Annotated in this window: 16 protein-coding genes; 14 read left to right on the top strand and 2 right to left on the bottom strand. The window is 43.4% G+C overall.

Going from position 1 to position 16,392, the window contains the following annotated elements; genetic code table 11:
- Together BJR36_RS02275 and BJR36_RS02270 are read right to left on the bottom strand one after the other, a co-directional pair.
- Positions 1-426 (bottom strand): ATP-binding protein, encoded by a 426-nt coding sequence (locus tag BJR36_RS02275; protein ID WP_091229465.1) that lies wholly within the window; start codon positions 424-426, stop codon positions 1-3.
- The gene (locus tag BJR36_RS02270) at positions 420-770 is read right to left on the bottom strand and encodes a DRTGG domain-containing protein (protein ID WP_091229462.1); all 351 of its coding nucleotides are present in this window, start codon (positions 768-770) and stop codon (positions 420-422) included. The genes BJR36_RS02275 and BJR36_RS02270 overlap by 7 nt, the downstream gene beginning before the upstream one ends.
- Before the next feature lie 307 nt (positions 771-1,077).
- Between BJR36_RS02270 and BJR36_RS02265 the strand changes: the two genes are divergently transcribed.
- The 14 genes from BJR36_RS02265 (at position 1,078) to BJR36_RS02200 (ending at position 16,363) form a co-directional block, all read left to right on the top strand.
- Positions 1,078-1,572, top strand: coding sequence for an NADH-quinone oxidoreductase subunit NuoE family protein (locus tag BJR36_RS02265; RefSeq protein WP_091229459.1), 495 nt, complete (start codon positions 1,078-1,080; stop codon positions 1,570-1,572).
- Positions 1,573-1,585: 13 nt separating this feature from the next.
- Positions 1,586-2,143, top strand: a complete 558-nt coding sequence (locus BJR36_RS02260; protein ID WP_091229457.1) for an ATP-binding protein — start codon at positions 1,586-1,588, stop codon at positions 2,141-2,143.
- Between the two features lie 98 nt (positions 2,144-2,241).
- The gene (locus BJR36_RS02255) at positions 2,242-2,616 is read left to right on the top strand and encodes a (2Fe-2S) ferredoxin domain-containing protein (protein ID WP_091229454.1); all 375 of its coding nucleotides are present in this window, start codon (positions 2,242-2,244) and stop codon (positions 2,614-2,616) included.
- A gap of 19 nt (positions 2,617-2,635) precedes the next feature.
- The gene (locus tag BJR36_RS02250) at positions 2,636-4,423 is read left to right on the top strand and encodes an NADH-quinone oxidoreductase subunit NuoF (RefSeq protein WP_091229451.1); all 1,788 of its coding nucleotides are present in this window, start codon (positions 2,636-2,638) and stop codon (positions 4,421-4,423) included.
- 34 nt (positions 4,424-4,457) lie between these two features.
- Positions 4,458-6,200, top strand: coding sequence for an NADH-dependent [FeFe] hydrogenase, group A6 (locus tag BJR36_RS02245; protein ID WP_091229450.1), 1,743 nt, complete (start codon positions 4,458-4,460; stop codon positions 6,198-6,200).
- 359 nt (positions 6,201-6,559) lie between these two features.
- On the top strand, positions 6,560-7,327 hold the full coding sequence (locus BJR36_RS02240; protein ID WP_091229449.1) for a formate/nitrite transporter family protein: 768 nt from the start codon (positions 6,560-6,562) through the stop codon (positions 7,325-7,327).
- Between the two features lie 4 nt (positions 7,328-7,331).
- The gene (asrA, locus tag BJR36_RS02235; protein ID WP_091229446.1) at positions 7,332-8,354 is read left to right on the top strand and encodes an anaerobic sulfite reductase subunit AsrA; all 1,023 of its coding nucleotides are present in this window, start codon (positions 7,332-7,334) and stop codon (positions 8,352-8,354) included.
- Complete coding sequence (gene asrB / locus BJR36_RS02230; protein ID WP_091229444.1) at positions 8,341-9,135, top strand: anaerobic sulfite reductase subunit AsrB; 795 nt, start codon at positions 8,341-8,343, stop codon at positions 9,133-9,135. Before asrA ends, asrB begins: the two co-directional genes overlap by 14 nt.
- 16 nt (positions 9,136-9,151) lie before the next feature.
- Positions 9,152-10,114, top strand: coding sequence for a sulfite reductase subunit C (gene asrC / locus BJR36_RS02225; protein WP_091229441.1), 963 nt, complete (start codon positions 9,152-9,154; stop codon positions 10,112-10,114).
- Entirely contained in the window at positions 10,036-10,809 is a 774-nt protein-coding gene (locus tag BJR36_RS02220) for a Crp/Fnr family transcriptional regulator (RefSeq protein ID WP_242875430.1), read from the top strand. Before asrC ends, BJR36_RS02220 begins: the two co-directional genes overlap by 79 nt.
- A 193-nt stretch (positions 10,810-11,002) precedes the next feature.
- Complete coding sequence (gene hcp, locus BJR36_RS02215) at positions 11,003-12,712, top strand: hydroxylamine reductase (protein WP_091229433.1); 1,710 nt, start codon at positions 11,003-11,005, stop codon at positions 12,710-12,712.
- A 209-nt stretch (positions 12,713-12,921) separates the two neighbouring features.
- On the top strand, positions 12,922-13,857 hold the full coding sequence (locus tag BJR36_RS02210) for a DMT family transporter (RefSeq protein ID WP_091229429.1): 936 nt from the start codon (positions 12,922-12,924) through the stop codon (positions 13,855-13,857).
- A gap of 112 nt (positions 13,858-13,969) precedes the next feature.
- Entirely contained in the window at positions 13,970-14,947 is a 978-nt protein-coding gene (locus BJR36_RS02205; RefSeq protein ID WP_334292919.1) for a diaminopimelate dehydrogenase, read from the top strand.
- 48 nt (positions 14,948-14,995) lie between these two features.
- Complete coding sequence (locus tag BJR36_RS02200) at positions 14,996-16,363, top strand: APC family permease (RefSeq protein ID WP_091229423.1); 1,368 nt, start codon at positions 14,996-14,998, stop codon at positions 16,361-16,363.
- Positions 16,364-16,392 lie beyond the last annotated feature (29 nt).

Raw genomic sequence — 16,392 nt, 5'->3', positions numbered from 1 at the left:
TTAGATCTTTATTGTCATGGTAACGGTAGTGCCGACACCCAGTTCAGTTTCGATATCCATTTCATCGGTGTATTTTTTCATGTTGGAAAGACCCATTCCAGCCCCAAATCCAAGAGAACGGATATTATCAGGTGCTGTTGAGTAGCCTTCCTGCATTGCCAGTTCGATATCAGCGATGCCCGGCCCTTTATCTTTCAGAATCAGCTTCACTTCAGAGGGCGATATGATGACATCTATGGTTCCGCCATCGGCATGGATTACCATGTTGATTTCACCTTCATACATAGCAATCGCGACCCTGCGTACTGTTTCCGGGCTGATTCCCATCATTTTCAGTTTGTGCTTGACATCACTGGAAGCTTCGCCGGCCCGAGTGAAATCATCTCCTAAAATTTGATAGCTCAAATGCAGTTCATCGTTTAACATTTTGTACCTCCTCTGAGGCCATTTTCATAAAGCATTCCACAGGCAGAAAACATCCTGTGGCTCGTAGTCATTAAAACGATGCCCCGCTCCTCTGCCAGAGCGATCATACCCTGATCCGGCTTTTTGCCTCGGACAAAAACAATGCAGATAATGTCCATCATTTCGGATGTTCGGATTACCTGGGGATTGCAGAGGCCTGTCAGCAGAACGGATTGGTTCTTAACGAAGGCAAGAACATCGCTCATCATGTCGGCGCCGCAAGCTGTATGTACTTCCTTATCTGCACAGTCCTTGCCGCAGATGATTTCAGCATCCAGTATTTCTTTGATTTCATTTACAGTCATTATGACCCTCCGGGATTTGTTTTTGAATAATTCATAGAGTTTTTTTGTGGTTGTAAAAAAGCATTGAATATTAATCTTGAAATTAGTTTCTAAATAAGGACAGTATATCATTTGTAGTAGTGAATTTCAACTTATTGTATGGGTTAAAATACAATTTAAGTTGAAAAATTCGATAGATTCTTTGTTTATTTTTTGTCGAACCTATGATATAATGATAAAAATTATGGGCGGATATCATAAGCGATTATAATATTTGTCTATATTTGTCTATATTTGCGAAAATACTACAAATAAGGAGGTTCTTTTAATGAGTGCAACAAAAAAAACAGTCCCTTTTGCAGGAACTAAAGAGCAAGAGATGGAACTACTCAAAGTCATTCAGGATAACAAGAATGACAAAGGTGCGCTGATGCCAGTTTTACAGCAGGCGCAGAACATTTATGGTTACTTGCCTAGGGAGGTCCAGGTTATAATATCTAATGAAATGGATATTCCGCTGGAAAGAATATATGGAGTTGTAACTTTCTATTCACAGTTCTCGTTGTATCCAAAAGGAAAAAACAGGATTTCTGTATGTCTCGGTACTGCCTGCTATGTAAAAGGTTCAGGCGATCTTCTTGACAAACTCAAAGAATTACTTGAAATCGATAATGGTGAATGCACTCCAGATGGAAAGTTTTCACTTGATGCATGCCGTTGTGTAGGTGCATGCGGACTCGCTCCAGTACTCATGGTAAACGATGATGTTTATGGTCGTTTGAAAGTTGAAGATGTAGCCGGCATCCTTAAAAAGTACGAATAGCCTGCTGTAGAATATGATGACTGAAATTTCTCTGAATGTATTGGATGTAGTCCAGAATTCCATATGTGCCAAAGCTGATATGATCGGTGTTTCGGTAGCTGTTGACAGCATACGGGATACGCTTGAAATTATCATATCTGATAACGGCTGCGGAATGACGGAAGAGCAGGTAAAAAAAGTGGTGGATCCGTTTTATACGACCAGGACTACCAGAGCGGTAGGACTTGGCATTCCATTTTTTAAATATGCTGCTGAAAGTACAGGGGGCAGTTTTACAATTTGTTCAGAACCAGGTAAAGGTACGGTTGTTACCGCGGTTTTTGTCCTGTCTCACCTGGACAGAATGCCTCTCGGCGATATGACAGGCACAATGCATATGCTGATAACTGGTAATAATGCTATTGATTTTTTATATTCCTATGCAGTAGATGGCAAGAGTTTCACATTAGATACACGTGAATTCAGAGAGATACTCGGGGATGTACCTTTTGATATGTTTGAAGTGTCCTGCTATATAAAAGAATATCTGCAGGAAAATAAGGATTATGTAGATGAAGGAAGATATATATAGTTCATCGTTGTAATAGACAGGAACAGGTATTGTTTTTCATTCGGTTTATAGGATTCTCATATTTTGGAATGTTAACAAATTAACAAGGAGGAGAACATATGAAGACTCTGGAAGAGTTAAAAGCAATTAGAGAGAGAATGCAGGGCCAGATTGGCGTGCGTTCTGAAAGCGCAACACAGACAAGGGTTGTAGTCGGAATGGCAACATGTGGAATAGCTAGTGGTGCAAGACCTGTATTAACAGCATTTTCTGATATGGTTCAGACAAAAAACCTTGCAAATATCTCAGTTGAACAGACAGGATGCATTGGCTTATGCCAGTACGAACCGATCGTTGAGATCATGGAACCTGGAAAAGATAAAGTTACTTATGTTAAAATGACACCTGAAAAAGCGCTTGAGGTCTTTGAACAGCACCTTATCCGCGGACAGGTAGTGGGAAAATATACAATTAGTTCAGAAATGCCAAAATAAAAGATAGGAGGATATAAATATGTATCGTTCACACGTACTGGTTTGTGGTGGAACTGGATGTACTTCCTCAGGAAGTAAAAAAATCATCGACACACTGCAGGCAGAAATAGATAAAAATGGTCTGACCAAAGAAGTCGGCGTTGTACAGACAGGTTGTTTTGGACTCTGTGCATTAGGACCAATCATGATAGTTTATCCGGAAGCAACTTTCTACTCAATGGTTCAGGTTGAAGATATTGCGGAAATCGTTTCCGAGCATTTATTGAAAGGAAGGCCGGTAGCACGTCTTGTTTATGATGAGACTGTTACAGAAGAAGGCATCAAATCCTTAAATGATACGGATTTCTATAAAAAACAGAAGAGGATTGCTCTCCGTAACTGCGGTGTAATCAATCCGGAAAATATTGATGAATATATCGGTACTCACGGATACGAAGCGTTAGGAAAGGTTTTAACAGAATATACTCCTGACCAGGTTATCCAGACTATCTTAGACAGCGGACTCCGTGGCCGTGGAGGCGGTGGATTCCCAACAGGTTTAAAATGGAAACTTGCAAAGGGAAATGATGCTGACCAGAAATACGTATGCTGTAATGCGGATGAAGGTGACCCGGGCGCATTCATGGACCGTTCTGTATTAGAAGGTGATCCACATGTTGTTCTTGAGGCTATGGCAATCGCAGGCTATGCAATCGGTGCTACTCAGGGCTACATCTATGTTCGTGCTGAATACCCGATCGCAATCGACCGTCTGAAAGTTGCAATTGAACAGGCAAGAGAATACGGACTTTTAGGCAAAGACATCTTCGGATCAGGATTTGACTTCGATATCGACTTAAGACTTGGTGCAGGCGCATTCGTATGTGGTGAAGAAACTGCTCTTATGACTTCAATCGAAGGCAACAGGGGTGAACCACGTCCACGTCCTCCATTCCCTGCTCAGAAAGGTCTTTTCGGAAAACCTACAATATTAAATAACGTTGAGACATACGCTAATATTCCTCAGATCATCTTAAACGGTGCACCATGGTTCGCTGCTATGGGAACTGAAAAATCAAAAGGAACAAAAGTTTTCGCACTCGGTGGAAAAATCAAGAATACCGGTCTTGTGGAAATCCCGATGGGTACTACACTTCGTGAAGTTATCGAAGAAATCGGTGGCGGAATACCTAACGGAAAGAAATTTAAGGCTGCTCAGACAGGCGGACCTTCAGGCGGATGTATCCCAGCAGAACATTTCGATATCGCGATCGATTATGATAACTTAATCGCAATCGGATCCATGATGGGTTCTGGCGGTCTGATCGTTATGGATGAAGACAACTGTATGGTTGATATCGCTAAATTCTTCCTTGAGTTCACAGTAGATGAATCATGTGGAAAATGCGTTCCTTGCAGAATCGGAACCAAGAGAATGTACGAAATGCTTGAAAAAATAACAAAGGGCCAGGGAACACTGGAAGACCTTGATAAATTAGAAGAACTCTGCTACTACATCAAAGAAAATGCTCTTTGCGGACTTGGACAGACTGCTCCAAACCCTGTTCTTTCGACTCTCCGTTACTTTAGAGACGAGTATGTAGCTCACGTTGTTGACAAAAAATGTCCTGCAGGCGTATGTAAAGATCTTCTTTCCTACACTGTTGATCCAGAAAAGTGCGTAGGCTGTACAATGTGTGCAAAAGTATGTCCTGCCAGCGCTATCGATGGAAAAGTGAAAGAAAAACACGTTATCAATCAGGAAAAATGTGTTAAATGTGGAGCTTGTATGACGAAATGCCGTTTTGGTGCAATTTCGAAAAAATAATATAGTAAATTAACAGTCTATAAGGAGGTTTATAATGGAAACCGTAAATATAAAAATAAACGGTGTGGATGTTGCTGCACCAAAAGGTTCAACCATTCTGGCGGCTGCCAGACAGGCCCATATTGAGATCCCGACTCTCTGTTTCTTAAAGGATATCAATGAAATCGGTGCCTGCCGTATCTGTGTTGTAGAAGTTAAAGGTGCTAGAAGCCTTGTGACTTCATGCGTATATCCTGTAAATGAAGGAATGGAAGTATGGACAAATACTCCAAAAGTATTGGATTCCAGAAAGAAAACACTTCAGCTGATCCTTTCAGATCACGACAAAAAATGTCTCTCATGCGTAAGAAGCGGAAGCTGTGAATTACAGAAATTATGTGCTGAACTTGGCGTGGATGATGAAGAATTCTATGCGGGAGAAGCAAATGAATATGCAATCGATTATTCAGCAGCTCATATGTACCGTGACAACAACAAATGTATCCTTTGCAGACGCTGTGAAGCAGTATGTTCAAAGGTACAGGTGGTTGGAGTAATCGGCGCTAATGAACGTGGATTTAACACAAACCTTGCATCAGCGTTTGATATGGGACTTGCTGAAACAAGCTGTATCTCATGCGGACAGTGTATCGCAGTCTGCCCAACCGGAGCCCTTTCAGAAAAAGATCATGTAAATGAAGTGTTTGCAGCAATTGCAGATCCTACAAAACATGTTGTTGTTCAGACAGCTCCTTCCGTTCGTGCCGGTTTAGGTGAAGAATTCGGAATGCCTATCGGAACTGACACTGAGGGTAAAATGGTTTCAGCACTCCGCCGCTTAGGCTTTGACAGGGTGTTTGATACTGATCTTGCAGCCGATCTTACAATCATGGAAGAAGCGAATGAGCTTCTTGACCGTGTACAGAATGGCGGAAAACTTCCACTCATTACTTCATGTTCACCAGGATGGATCAAATTCGCAGAATTCTACTTCCCTGACATGCTTGACAATCTTTCATCATGTAAGTCACCACAGCAGATGTTCGGTGCCACTGTCAAGACTTATTATGCAGAAAAAATGGGCATAGATCCAAAGGATATCTTTGTAGTTTCCTGTATGCCATGTACTGCTAAGAAGTTCGAAATAGGACGTGACGACCAGGATGCAGCAGAGGTTCCAGATGTTGATATCGTATTGACAGTAAGAGAACTCGGCAGAATGATCAAACGTGCAGGCATCAACTTCTCTTCACTTCCAGATGAACAGTTCGACAATCCGCTTGGCATCTCAACAGGTGCGGCTGTAATCTTCGGTACATCAGGCGGTGTTATGGAAGCAGCCCTCAGAACAGCGGTTGAAACGCTTACAGGCGAAGAACTTGCAAAATTGGAATTTTCTGACGTAAGGGGTCTTGATGGAATCAAGGAAGCTGTCTACAATGTAGCAGGAATGGATGTAAAAGTAGCTGTTACTTCAGGCATGAGCAATGCGAAGAAGCTTCTTGAAAAAGTACGTTCAGGAGAAGCGGATTATCACTTTATCGAAATCATGGGATGCCCGGGCGGCTGTATCAACGGTGGCGGAATGCCTCAGGTTTCTGCAGATACAAGAAACTTTACCGACTACAGAACCCTCCGTGCAAAAGTTCTTTATGATATCGACAATGCAAACGTGATCAGAAAATCACATGAAAATCCTGCAATTAAAGAGCTTTACGATACATATTTCGGAAAACCTGGAAGCCACAAGGCTCACCATATCCTTCATACAACTTATGTAAAGAGAAGCATCAACTAAATATAATGGTCAGGCACCCGAACCTTCTGGAAACAGAGGGTTCGGGTGTTTTTTGTTTTTATACAATCAATGATTTATGACAGTGGAGGCGGATAAAGGCTATTGATTGTATGTCAGTAAATATTGTATAATAATAACATGAGATTGACTATTTGGATTATTACCAGATGAATTTGGATAATTGAAACTGTGACGGGGATGCATGAACGCTACGAAATGATCAGTGTGATGTGATATCTGCCACATCCGAATCGGTCGTGGTATGTTATAATATTGTTATATTATTAACAAAAGCTGAGATCTTCTGAAACAGACTTGGGGACTACAGATTTTTCATAAATTTCAAAGGGGGCAAAGCCATGTACAACGAAGAATTCGCTGCACTTACACAGGCAGCAAAGAGCAAAACGGCTTTTTTGAAAAACAACCCGACAGGGTATCTGCTGGCATCCATGCTGGCTGGCGCTTATATCGGGTTCGGGATCCTGTTGATTTTTACGATAGGAGGCATGCTTAACGGACAACCTTATGTCAAGATTGTAATGGGATGTTCTTTTGGCATCGCGCTCAGCCTGGTACTGATTGCCGGTGCTGAACTTTTTACAGGAAACAACCTGGTGATTGCCGGCGGAGTGATGGGCAGGACGGTATCCATGAAGGATGCGCTTATCCTGCTGCTGGCATGCTATGTGGGCAACTGGATCGGATCGATCCTGCTTGCATTTGCTTTTGCAGGAGCAGGATTCGCCACAGGAGCAACCGGTGAATTTATCGCTGCCACCGGAGCAGCAAAGATGGGAATAGACCTTGTGCCCTTGTTTCTACGGGCGGTTCTATGCAATATCCTTGTCTGCCTTGGCACGTGGTGCGGTTTCAGGTGCAAGTCGGAAAGCGGGAAACTGATCATGATTTTCTGGTGCCTTTTTGCATTCATCACCAGTGGATTCGAGCACAGCATTGCAAATATGACTCTGCTCACAGTCGCCCTGATTGCTCCTTTTGATGCGGGAGTCAGTATGGGAGGATATTTCTACAATATTTTAACGGTAACGTTGGGAAATATGTTCGGTGGAATCGTTTGTCTGGCGATACCGTATTTCCTGATTTCCAGAAAGAAAGAGGTGTAAGCATATGGGTTTTTTATTTGCCGAAAACGGAATAAATGCCGTGTTTGAAAAATGGGCTGAGGAGTATCATGTTTATGCACCGAAGCGCATGGAAGGAAAAGGTGCCTTCTCGGATACTGATTCTGTTCGTTATGAAGAAATCAATAAGGTGGAGGAGATTGAATTTGATCTGAAATCCCATTTTTCCTTCAAGGACATTCTGCTCCCCATGTCAGAGACACTGTTTTTCTTTACGGAAGAGCAGGTCAAGGAGGCGGACGGACCTAAAAAAGGCGCAGTTATTCTGTTGAGAAGCTGCGATCTTCATGCGGTCAGGCGTCTGGATGAAATCTATCTCAAGAACGGTTTTGAAGACTATTATTATAAAAGGCTTAGGGAAAATGTCAGGTTCGTCCTTCTTGGCTGTAAGCAGGCATTTGAAAACTGCTTCTGCGTTGATATGGAAACAAACAGGGCGGATTTCTATGATGCAAGTATTGAAAAGGACGGAGACGGCTATGCGGTGGATAACCACTATTCAGACTGGGAGCCGCTTTTTCTGGCAAACAGCATGGAGAAGAAGGAAGTCAGTCCTTCCTATGTAACGGAGACCGAGGTTCGGGTGGAAGTTCCGGAGGGCCTTTCTCTGGACGTTTCAAAATCCAGGATGTGGGACGAATACGACAAACGCTGCATAGACTGCGGACGCTGCAATTATGTATGCCCTACATGCACCTGTTTTACAATGCAGGACATTTTCTATACGGATAACGGCAAGGTTGGCGAGCGTCGCAGGGTGACAGCGTCGTGTATGGTCAACGGGTACACGGATGTTGCGGGAGGCGGCTCCTACAGGCAGAAAAATGGCCAGAGGATGAGATTTAAGACGCTTCATAAGGTCTACGACTTTAAAAAACGTTTCGGGTACCATATGTGCGTCGGCTGCGGCAGATGCGATGATGCCTGCCCGGAATATATTTCATTCTCAAACATTATCAATAAACTGAAGGATGCGGTTGCGGAGGTGAACGACCATGATGAAAAATGAATATGTTCCGTTTCTGTCTGAAATAAAGGAAGTGATCAAGCATACTGACATTGAATATACATTCAGGATGACCTACGATGGCGAAGTAAAGCCCGGCCAGTTTTTTGAAGTCTCAATTCCGAAGTATGGGGAAGCACCTATATCGGTCAGCGGTGTCGGAGGCGGCCTGGTCGACCTGACTATACGCCGTGTCGGAAAGGTTACGAATGAAATCTTTGAACGCTATGCCGGCGACAGGATGTTTCTGAGAGGACCTTACGGGAACGGTTTTGATGTGAACCTCTATAAGGGAAGGGAACTTGTTGTAATTGCCGGCGGAACGGGACTATCGCCTGTCAGGGGAGTCGTGGACTATTTTTCAGAACATCCCGGAGACGTGAAAGGGATGACCCTGATAGCCGGATTCAAGACACCGAAGGATATTCTGTTCCATAAGGATTTCGAACGTTGGGAAAAGAACATGGATGTCATACTGACTGTTGACTGCGCCGATGACGATGAACAATGCCATATTGGACTTGTAACCGAATACATTCCGAAACTCAGGCTGGATGATGTCAGCAATGCGGCTGCAATAGTAGTCGGACCGCCGGTTATGATGCATTTTTCAACCCAGGGACTTTTAAATGCCGGATTCCGTGAAGAAAATATCTGGATTTCCCATGAAAGAAAGATGTGCTGCGGTATTGGGAAGTGCGGCCATTGTAAGATTGATGATACATATGTCTGTCTGGACGGCCCTGTATTTAATTTTACAAAAGGCCGTAAACTGATTGACTAGGAGAGGAGAGAACAGGATGGACATGAATACAAAGCTGCTTAAGAAGAATGCCTTCCGCGTGACAAAGGAGAGGGGAATAACGGCTTCCAGAGTACGTGTTCCAGGAGGCCACTTAGAAGCGAAATATCTTTCCATGATTCAAAATATAGCCGACACCTATGGCAACGGGACGATCCACATAACAAGCAGGCAGGGATTTGAGATTCCAGGCATAAAATTCGAAGATATGCCCCGGGTGAATGAACTTCTCCAGCCCGTTATAGAAGGCCTGAACATCAATCAGGAACTGCCAGGCGGAGGATACCCGGCTGCAGGGACCCGTAATATTACCGCATGTATCGGAAACCGCGTATGTCCCTATGCATGCTATGATACGACCGCATTTGCCCAGCGTATCGAGAAGGCGGTTTTTCCAAACGACCTGCATTTCAAGATAGCCCTTACAGGATGTCCAAATGATTGTGCCAAGGTGAGAATGCATGATTTCGGAATCATGGGCATGACGGAGCCTCAGTATGACAAAGACAGATGTGTGAACTGCGAGGCCTGTGTGAAAGCCTGCAAAAAGAAATCAGTCAACGTCCTCAAGACAGTCAACTATAAAGTGGAACGGAATGAGGCCAAATGTATCGGCTGCGGCGAATGTGTCCTGGCCTGCCCTACAGGAGCATGGACCAGAGGCAGTGAGAAACTGTACCGCCTTACTCTTTTTGGAAGAACTGGGAAGAAGAATCCCCGTATGGGTGAGGATTTCATCAAATGGGTCGATGAGGAAAGCATCATTAAAATCATATTGAACACTTATGATTATGTGAATAATTATATTGATCCGGAGGCTCCGGGAGGCAAGGAGCATATCGGTTATATTGTCGACAGAACAGGTTTTGAGGAGTTCAGAAAATGGGCTCTGAAAGACGTGAAGCTTCCGGATATGGCAGAGGTGTACACCCCCGTTTATTGGAAGGGCATAAAGTATTAAGTGAGGATTTAGAAAGGGATAAAATGAAAGAATATATCGACTTGCTGATGGAGACTCCTCTTTTCGGCAATATAAAAAAAGAAGAGCTGGACTCCATGCTTACCTGTCTGAAACCATATGTGAAATCCTTCAAAAAGGGGAATTATATAACTCATTCTGGTGACGATATTAAGTCTGTGGGAGTGGTTCTGCAGGGGACTGTGCAGATGGTGAAGGAAGACATATGGGGAAATAAGACAATTCTGGCAATCATGACGGAAAAGAGCGTGTTTGGAGAAACATTCGTCTGCAGCAGGTCCTATAACTCTACTGTTTCCTTTCAGGCGGCAGCGGACTGTACAGTCATGTTCCTTTCTTTTGAGCGGATCCTGCATTCCTGCCACAGAGCATGCAGTTTTCATAATACACTGATCGACAATGTCGTGATTCTGATTGCCCAGAAAAATATTCAGCTGATGGAAAAACTGGAAGTCACATCAAAAAAGAGTCTGCGGGAAAAAATCCTTACCTATCTGTCCCGGGAGGCCCAGCGCAACGGGAGCATGTATTTTGAAGTGCCGCTGGGAAGAATTGAGCTTTCAGATTATCTCTGTGCCGACAGGAGTGCATTAACCAGGGAGCTTTCACGAATGAAGGCGGAAGGGCTGATCGACTACGATAGAAATACCTTCAGACTATACGAAAAGATAGATTGATTTTTGATGTTTTGTACGAAGAGCGCCGCAATTGGGCGCTCTTTCTTGATTTATCAAATGAAAAAGCAGTAAAAACGATAGAAAACGTTGCCCGGGCAACATTAGGGTGTGAAAGTTTAACGTATAATTCCTTTAGACACAGGAACAATATAAAAAAATAAAAAATTATGAATTATTATAGGAGGAAATTAAGATGAGTATGTTCTGTTATCAGTGCCAGGAGGCAGCAAAAGGAACAGGTTGTGAGATTAAAGGTGTGTGTGGAAAGAATGAACAGGTTGCAAAGCTTCAGGATCTGCTTATTTACACAATCAAAGGGGTTTCCGAAATTATTGTAAAAGGGAAACTTGACGTTAAGGAATTCAGTGAAGTAAACCATGAAGTTTTCAATAGTTTATTTATGACAATCACAAATGCGAATTTTGATGAGGATGCATTTGTAAAAGAAATAACGAAGATGATTGCCTTGAGGGATGAGCTGAGAGGAAAGCTTTTCGTTGAGAACGCAAAGAGCAGCGGAGGATTTTTCAGAAGGCTTTTCGGAGCAAAGAACGAAGCAGCGGATCCGGCTGAAGTCTATAATCTTCATGATGCGGCAACTTTTCAGGTTGATTCAAAAGCAGCGATGCTTCAGAAAGCTGCTTCTGTAGGGGTTCTGGCTACTGAAAACGAAGATGTCCGTTCACTCAGGGAACTGATTACCTATGGCCTGAAGGGGATGGCAGCGTATGCCCATCATGCGCTGAATCTCGGAAAAGAAAAAAGCGAAATCTATGCTTTTGCATATGAAGCGCTTGCAGCAACACTGAATGACAGCCTTACTGCAGAAGAGCTTGTTGCACTTACTTTAAAGACTGGCGAGTTTGGCGTGGCAACGATGGCCCTGCTGGATGAAGCGAACACTACAAAATACGGAAATCCAGAAATCACGGAAGTAAACATCGGCGTAAGAAACAATCCTGCAATCCTTGTTTCAGGCCATGATCTTGCTGATCTCGAACAGCTTCTCGAACAGACCAGGGGAACCGGCGTCGATGTATATACCCACAGTGAAATGCTGCCGGCACATTACTATCCAGCATTCAAGAAATATGACAACTTTGTCGGAAACTACGGAAATGCATGGTGGAAGCAGCTTGAAGAGTTCGAATCCTTCAACGGACCAATCCTGTTTACGACAAACTGTATCGTACCTCCAAAGAGCGAGTCAGTAAAGTCAAGAATCTTTACAACCGGTGCTTCCGGATACCCAGGCTGCACACATATTGAAGCGGATCAGAGCGGGAAAAAAGATTTTTCGAAAATCATTCAGCTTGCAAAGAGCCTCAAGTCTCCTACGGAAATTGAAACCGGCAAAATCGTTGGCGGATTTGCTCACGAGCAGGTTTTCGCGCTTGCAGACACAGTTGTAAATGCCGTGAAATCCGGAGCAATCAAAAAGTTTTTTGTTATGGCCGGATGTGATGGAAGAATGAAGAGCAGGGATTACTATACTGAATTTGCTGAGAAGCTTCCAAATGATACAGTGATCCTGACAGCAGGTTGTGCAAAATACAAATATAACAAACTGGATCTGGGAAATATCGGCGGTATTCCAAGAGTGCTTGATGCCGGACAGTGTAATGATTCTTATTCTCTGGCACTGATTGCCCTGAAGCTGAAAGAGGTATTCGGACTTGATGATGTGAATGACCTTCCGATTGCATATAATATTGCATGGTATGAGCAGAAGGCTGTAATCGTTTTGCTTGCGCTTCTGTACCTTGGCGTTAAGAATATCCATTTAGGACCTACACTGCCTGCGTTCCTGTCTCCTAACGTGGCAAAAGTCCTGGTAGAAACGTTCGGAATCGCTGGTATCGGAACAGTTGACAGCGACATTGAATTGTTCATGGGAAAATAAACAGATTGACGTGAAATGAAGTTCTTCTGATATAAGTTAACAAGCCAGCCTGCATTCATGAAACATCAGGATTGAATGCCGTGTTGCAAAAGATGCACCCTTAGTATTGACTAAGGGTGCATCTTTTGTTCCTGCCCTTTTCTTTTTCCCTCTCTTTTAGTATAATTGAAGCCGGATATAAAAAGCGAAGAAATGAAATGGTGGAATAGATGAAACAGTTTAAAGGCAGTATAATTTTATTGGTTACAGCAATCATATGGGGGACGGCATTCGTATCCCAGAAGGTGGGAATGGACTATATCGGTCCTTTCACCTTCGGTGCAAGCAGATTTCTTTTAGGGGCGGTGGTTTTGATACCGTTAATCCTGGTTTCTGATTGGTTTGACAGAAGCAGGAGAGAATCCCTGAAAGAAAATTGCCCGCAGCCTGCATACAGAATGCAGGATCTGCTTGGTGGCGGAATACTATGCGGGGCAGCTTTGTTTTTTGGCGCATCTTTTCAGCAGTATGGAATCGTCTATACGACTGCCGGCAAAGCAGGATTCATAACAGCGCTTTACATAGTGCTTGTACCGCTGCTTGGCTTGCTGGCAGGAAGAAAAGGAAAACCGAATACCTGGATTGGCGTCGCCATGGCAGCTGCAGGCCTGTATCTGCTTACGATAAACGAGGGGTTTTCTATGCAGAGCGGGGATTTCATTGTTTTGATCGGCACCATTTTCTGGGCCCTTCATATTATTACAGTTGATGCTTATGCAGGAAGGGCCGACGGGTTGAAGCTGTCATTTGTACAGTTCGCTACAGCGGGGATTTTTTCTGCAATCTCAGCAGGTGTTTTTGAAAATCCGGATATCAAAAGTATTGAGGCCTGCTCGGGACCAATTCTCTTTTCGGCCGTATTTGTTGTAGGCATTGCCTATACCCTCCAAATCCTAGGACAGAAATATACAAAACCGACGGTGGCGGCAATTATATTAAGCATGGAATCTTTTTTTGCGGCAGTCAGTGGAGCTGCATTGCTGGGAGAAGTCATGTCCGCAAAGGAAAAGGCGGGATGCGCCCTTATGCTCGCAGCAGTGGTCGTAACCCAGGTGAAGGCAGGCGGGAATGCCGGAACATGCAGTGAAACCGGACAGAATGCATAAAATGAAAAAAAATCAAAGTTATATGATATTTAGGTATTTATAAGTATGCTGTTTGTGATAAAATAGTTCATACAAACAACAACTTAACAAAAATATTGGAGGAATAGTAATGATGGATCACATAAGGATTGGAATAGTAGGGTACGGAAATCTTGGAAGGGGCGTCAGGAAAGCAATCAATCAGAACCCTGACATTGAACTGAAAGCCATTTTTACAAGAAGGGAAGTAGGTGCAGTTGCAGAAAATGATCCTTTCATGGTACATATTTCTAAAATTGCAGACTACAAAGATGAAATCGATGTTATGATTCTATGCGGGGGATCAGCAACTGATCTTGCAGTACAGGGACCAGAAATAGCACAGCTGTTCAATACTGTTGACAGCTTTGATACACATGCCAAGATACCTGAGTATTTTGAAATGATGGACAAAACTGCAAAAGAAGCAGGAAAGCTGAGCGTCATTTCTGTTGGCTGGGATCCGGGACTGTTTTCGTTGAACAGGCTTTTGGGCAACGTGGTTCTTCCGGAAGGAACAGATTATACATTCTGGGGAAAAGGCATAAGCCAGGGCCATTCGGACGCCATCAGAAGAGTTGCGGGCGTAAAAGACGGAAAGCAGTATACTGTCCCTGTTGAATCAGCATTGGAAAAAGTAAGGAGCGGATCTAATCCACAGCTTACGACGAGAGAAAAGCATTTAAGGGTATGCTATGTGGTGCCTGAGGAGGGAGCTGATCTTAAGGCAATTGAAGAAACCATTAAGAATATGCCGAATTACTTCTCCGATTATGATACGGAAGTGAATTTCATAACAAAAGAGGAGTTAGAGAAAAACCATGCCGGCATGCCTCACGGCGGATTTGTAATCAGAACGGGCGTAACCGGAGACGGAACCAGACAGAAAATGGAATTTTCATTGGCGCTTGACAGCAATCCTGAATTTACAGCAAGCATACTGGTTGCTTATGCAAGAGCCATATACAAGATGTCCAAAGAGGGAAAGACAGGAGCATGTACGGTATTTGATGTTCCATTCGGATATCTGTCACCAAAAACAGCAGCAGAATTAAGAAAAGAGATGCTTTAATCAGTTATTGCATTCAATCATTTATAAAGTGCCTGTTATGGAGGGAAAATGGCGGACTTAAAGAAAAATCAAAATGAGCATTATGGTTTTATGACCGCGACTGCAATGATTGTCGGAATCGTAATCGGAACAGGAATATTCTTCAAATGCGATGATGTGCTTAGTTATACTGGCGGAAATCTCTGGCTTGGTGTACTTGTATTCTGCATCGGCGCATTTGGAATTATTTTCGGCAGTCTTACGCTAACGGAACTTTCGGTCAGGAATAAGACAAACGGCGGAATAGTCGGATATTATGAGGAATTCATTTCAAAAAAAGTTTCCTGCGGTTTTGGATGGTTCCAGACATTTGTGTATTTCCCGACACTGATTGCAGTCATTTCCTGGGTTGCGGGAATTTACACATGCCTGCTTTTCGATATTGAAAATACTTTGAATATGCAGATGATGCTTGGGTTCGTGTATATGATTCTGTTTTATGCCGTGAACGTGATATCTATAAAGCTTGGCGGATATTTTCAGAATGCATCGACCCTGATCAAGCTGATTCCACTGCTTGGGATTGCGCTGATCAGCATATTCTGGGGTTCTTCAAATCCTTCCATCCCCGAAGGCGTTGAGCTTGTGTCAAAGAGCGATGTTGGGATCGGATGGCTTGCAGCGCTTGCGCCAATCGCCTTTTCCTATGATGGCTGGGTTGTGGCCCTGAGCATAACAAACGAAGTGAAGAATCCGAGAAAAAATATGACACTTGCTCTGATTTTCGGACCAATCATAGTGCTCGGCGTTTATCTGACCTATTATCTGGGATTGAGCAAGATGCTTGGTGCCGAGTATATCATGTCGACCGGAAATGAAGCGGTGAACAAAGTTGGCGAAATGCTTCTGGGCAGCAATGGATCGAAGATTCTGATGATTTTTATAGTGATTTCAGTCCTGGGGGTATTGAACGGGATCATCCTTGGAAGCTTGCGGATGCCCCAGGCCCTTGCAAGTAAGAAAATGATGCCGGGAGCAGCGACAGTAGCATTGATCAATCCGAAATTGCAGATATCCACAGGATCAGCGCTTGTCTCTTTTGCAGTGTCATTGGTATGGATGGTAATCCATTATATGACGCAGAAGATGGGAGCCCTGGGCGGTGGTGACATAAGCGAAATATCTATCGTGTTCAGTTATGCCTGCTATATTATCTTATATCTCAAAGTGCTTGGCATGAAAAAAAGCGGCATCGTCACAAGCAGATTTAAAGGCATTATCTGCCCGGTTTTTGGAATCATAGGATCTGGCATCATATTCATTGGCGGGTTTGTGTCAAATCCTGCTTATGTTACATTTTTTGTCCTGTTCTGTATGCTTGTATGTGTAGTAGGATTTTTCTATTATGGGTACAGCGAAAAGGGTACGGACAGATAAGAGCAGTTTTTGAAGGAACGTCCGGATGC

It is taken from the genome of Anaerobium acetethylicum, from assembly GCF_900096945.1.
Taxonomy (GTDB): domain Bacteria; phylum Bacillota; class Clostridia; order Lachnospirales; family Lachnospiraceae; genus Anaerobium; species Anaerobium acetethylicum.
Note: the sequence above shows the minus strand (reverse complement) of the source record. Positions and strands in the feature narration are given on the sequence as shown.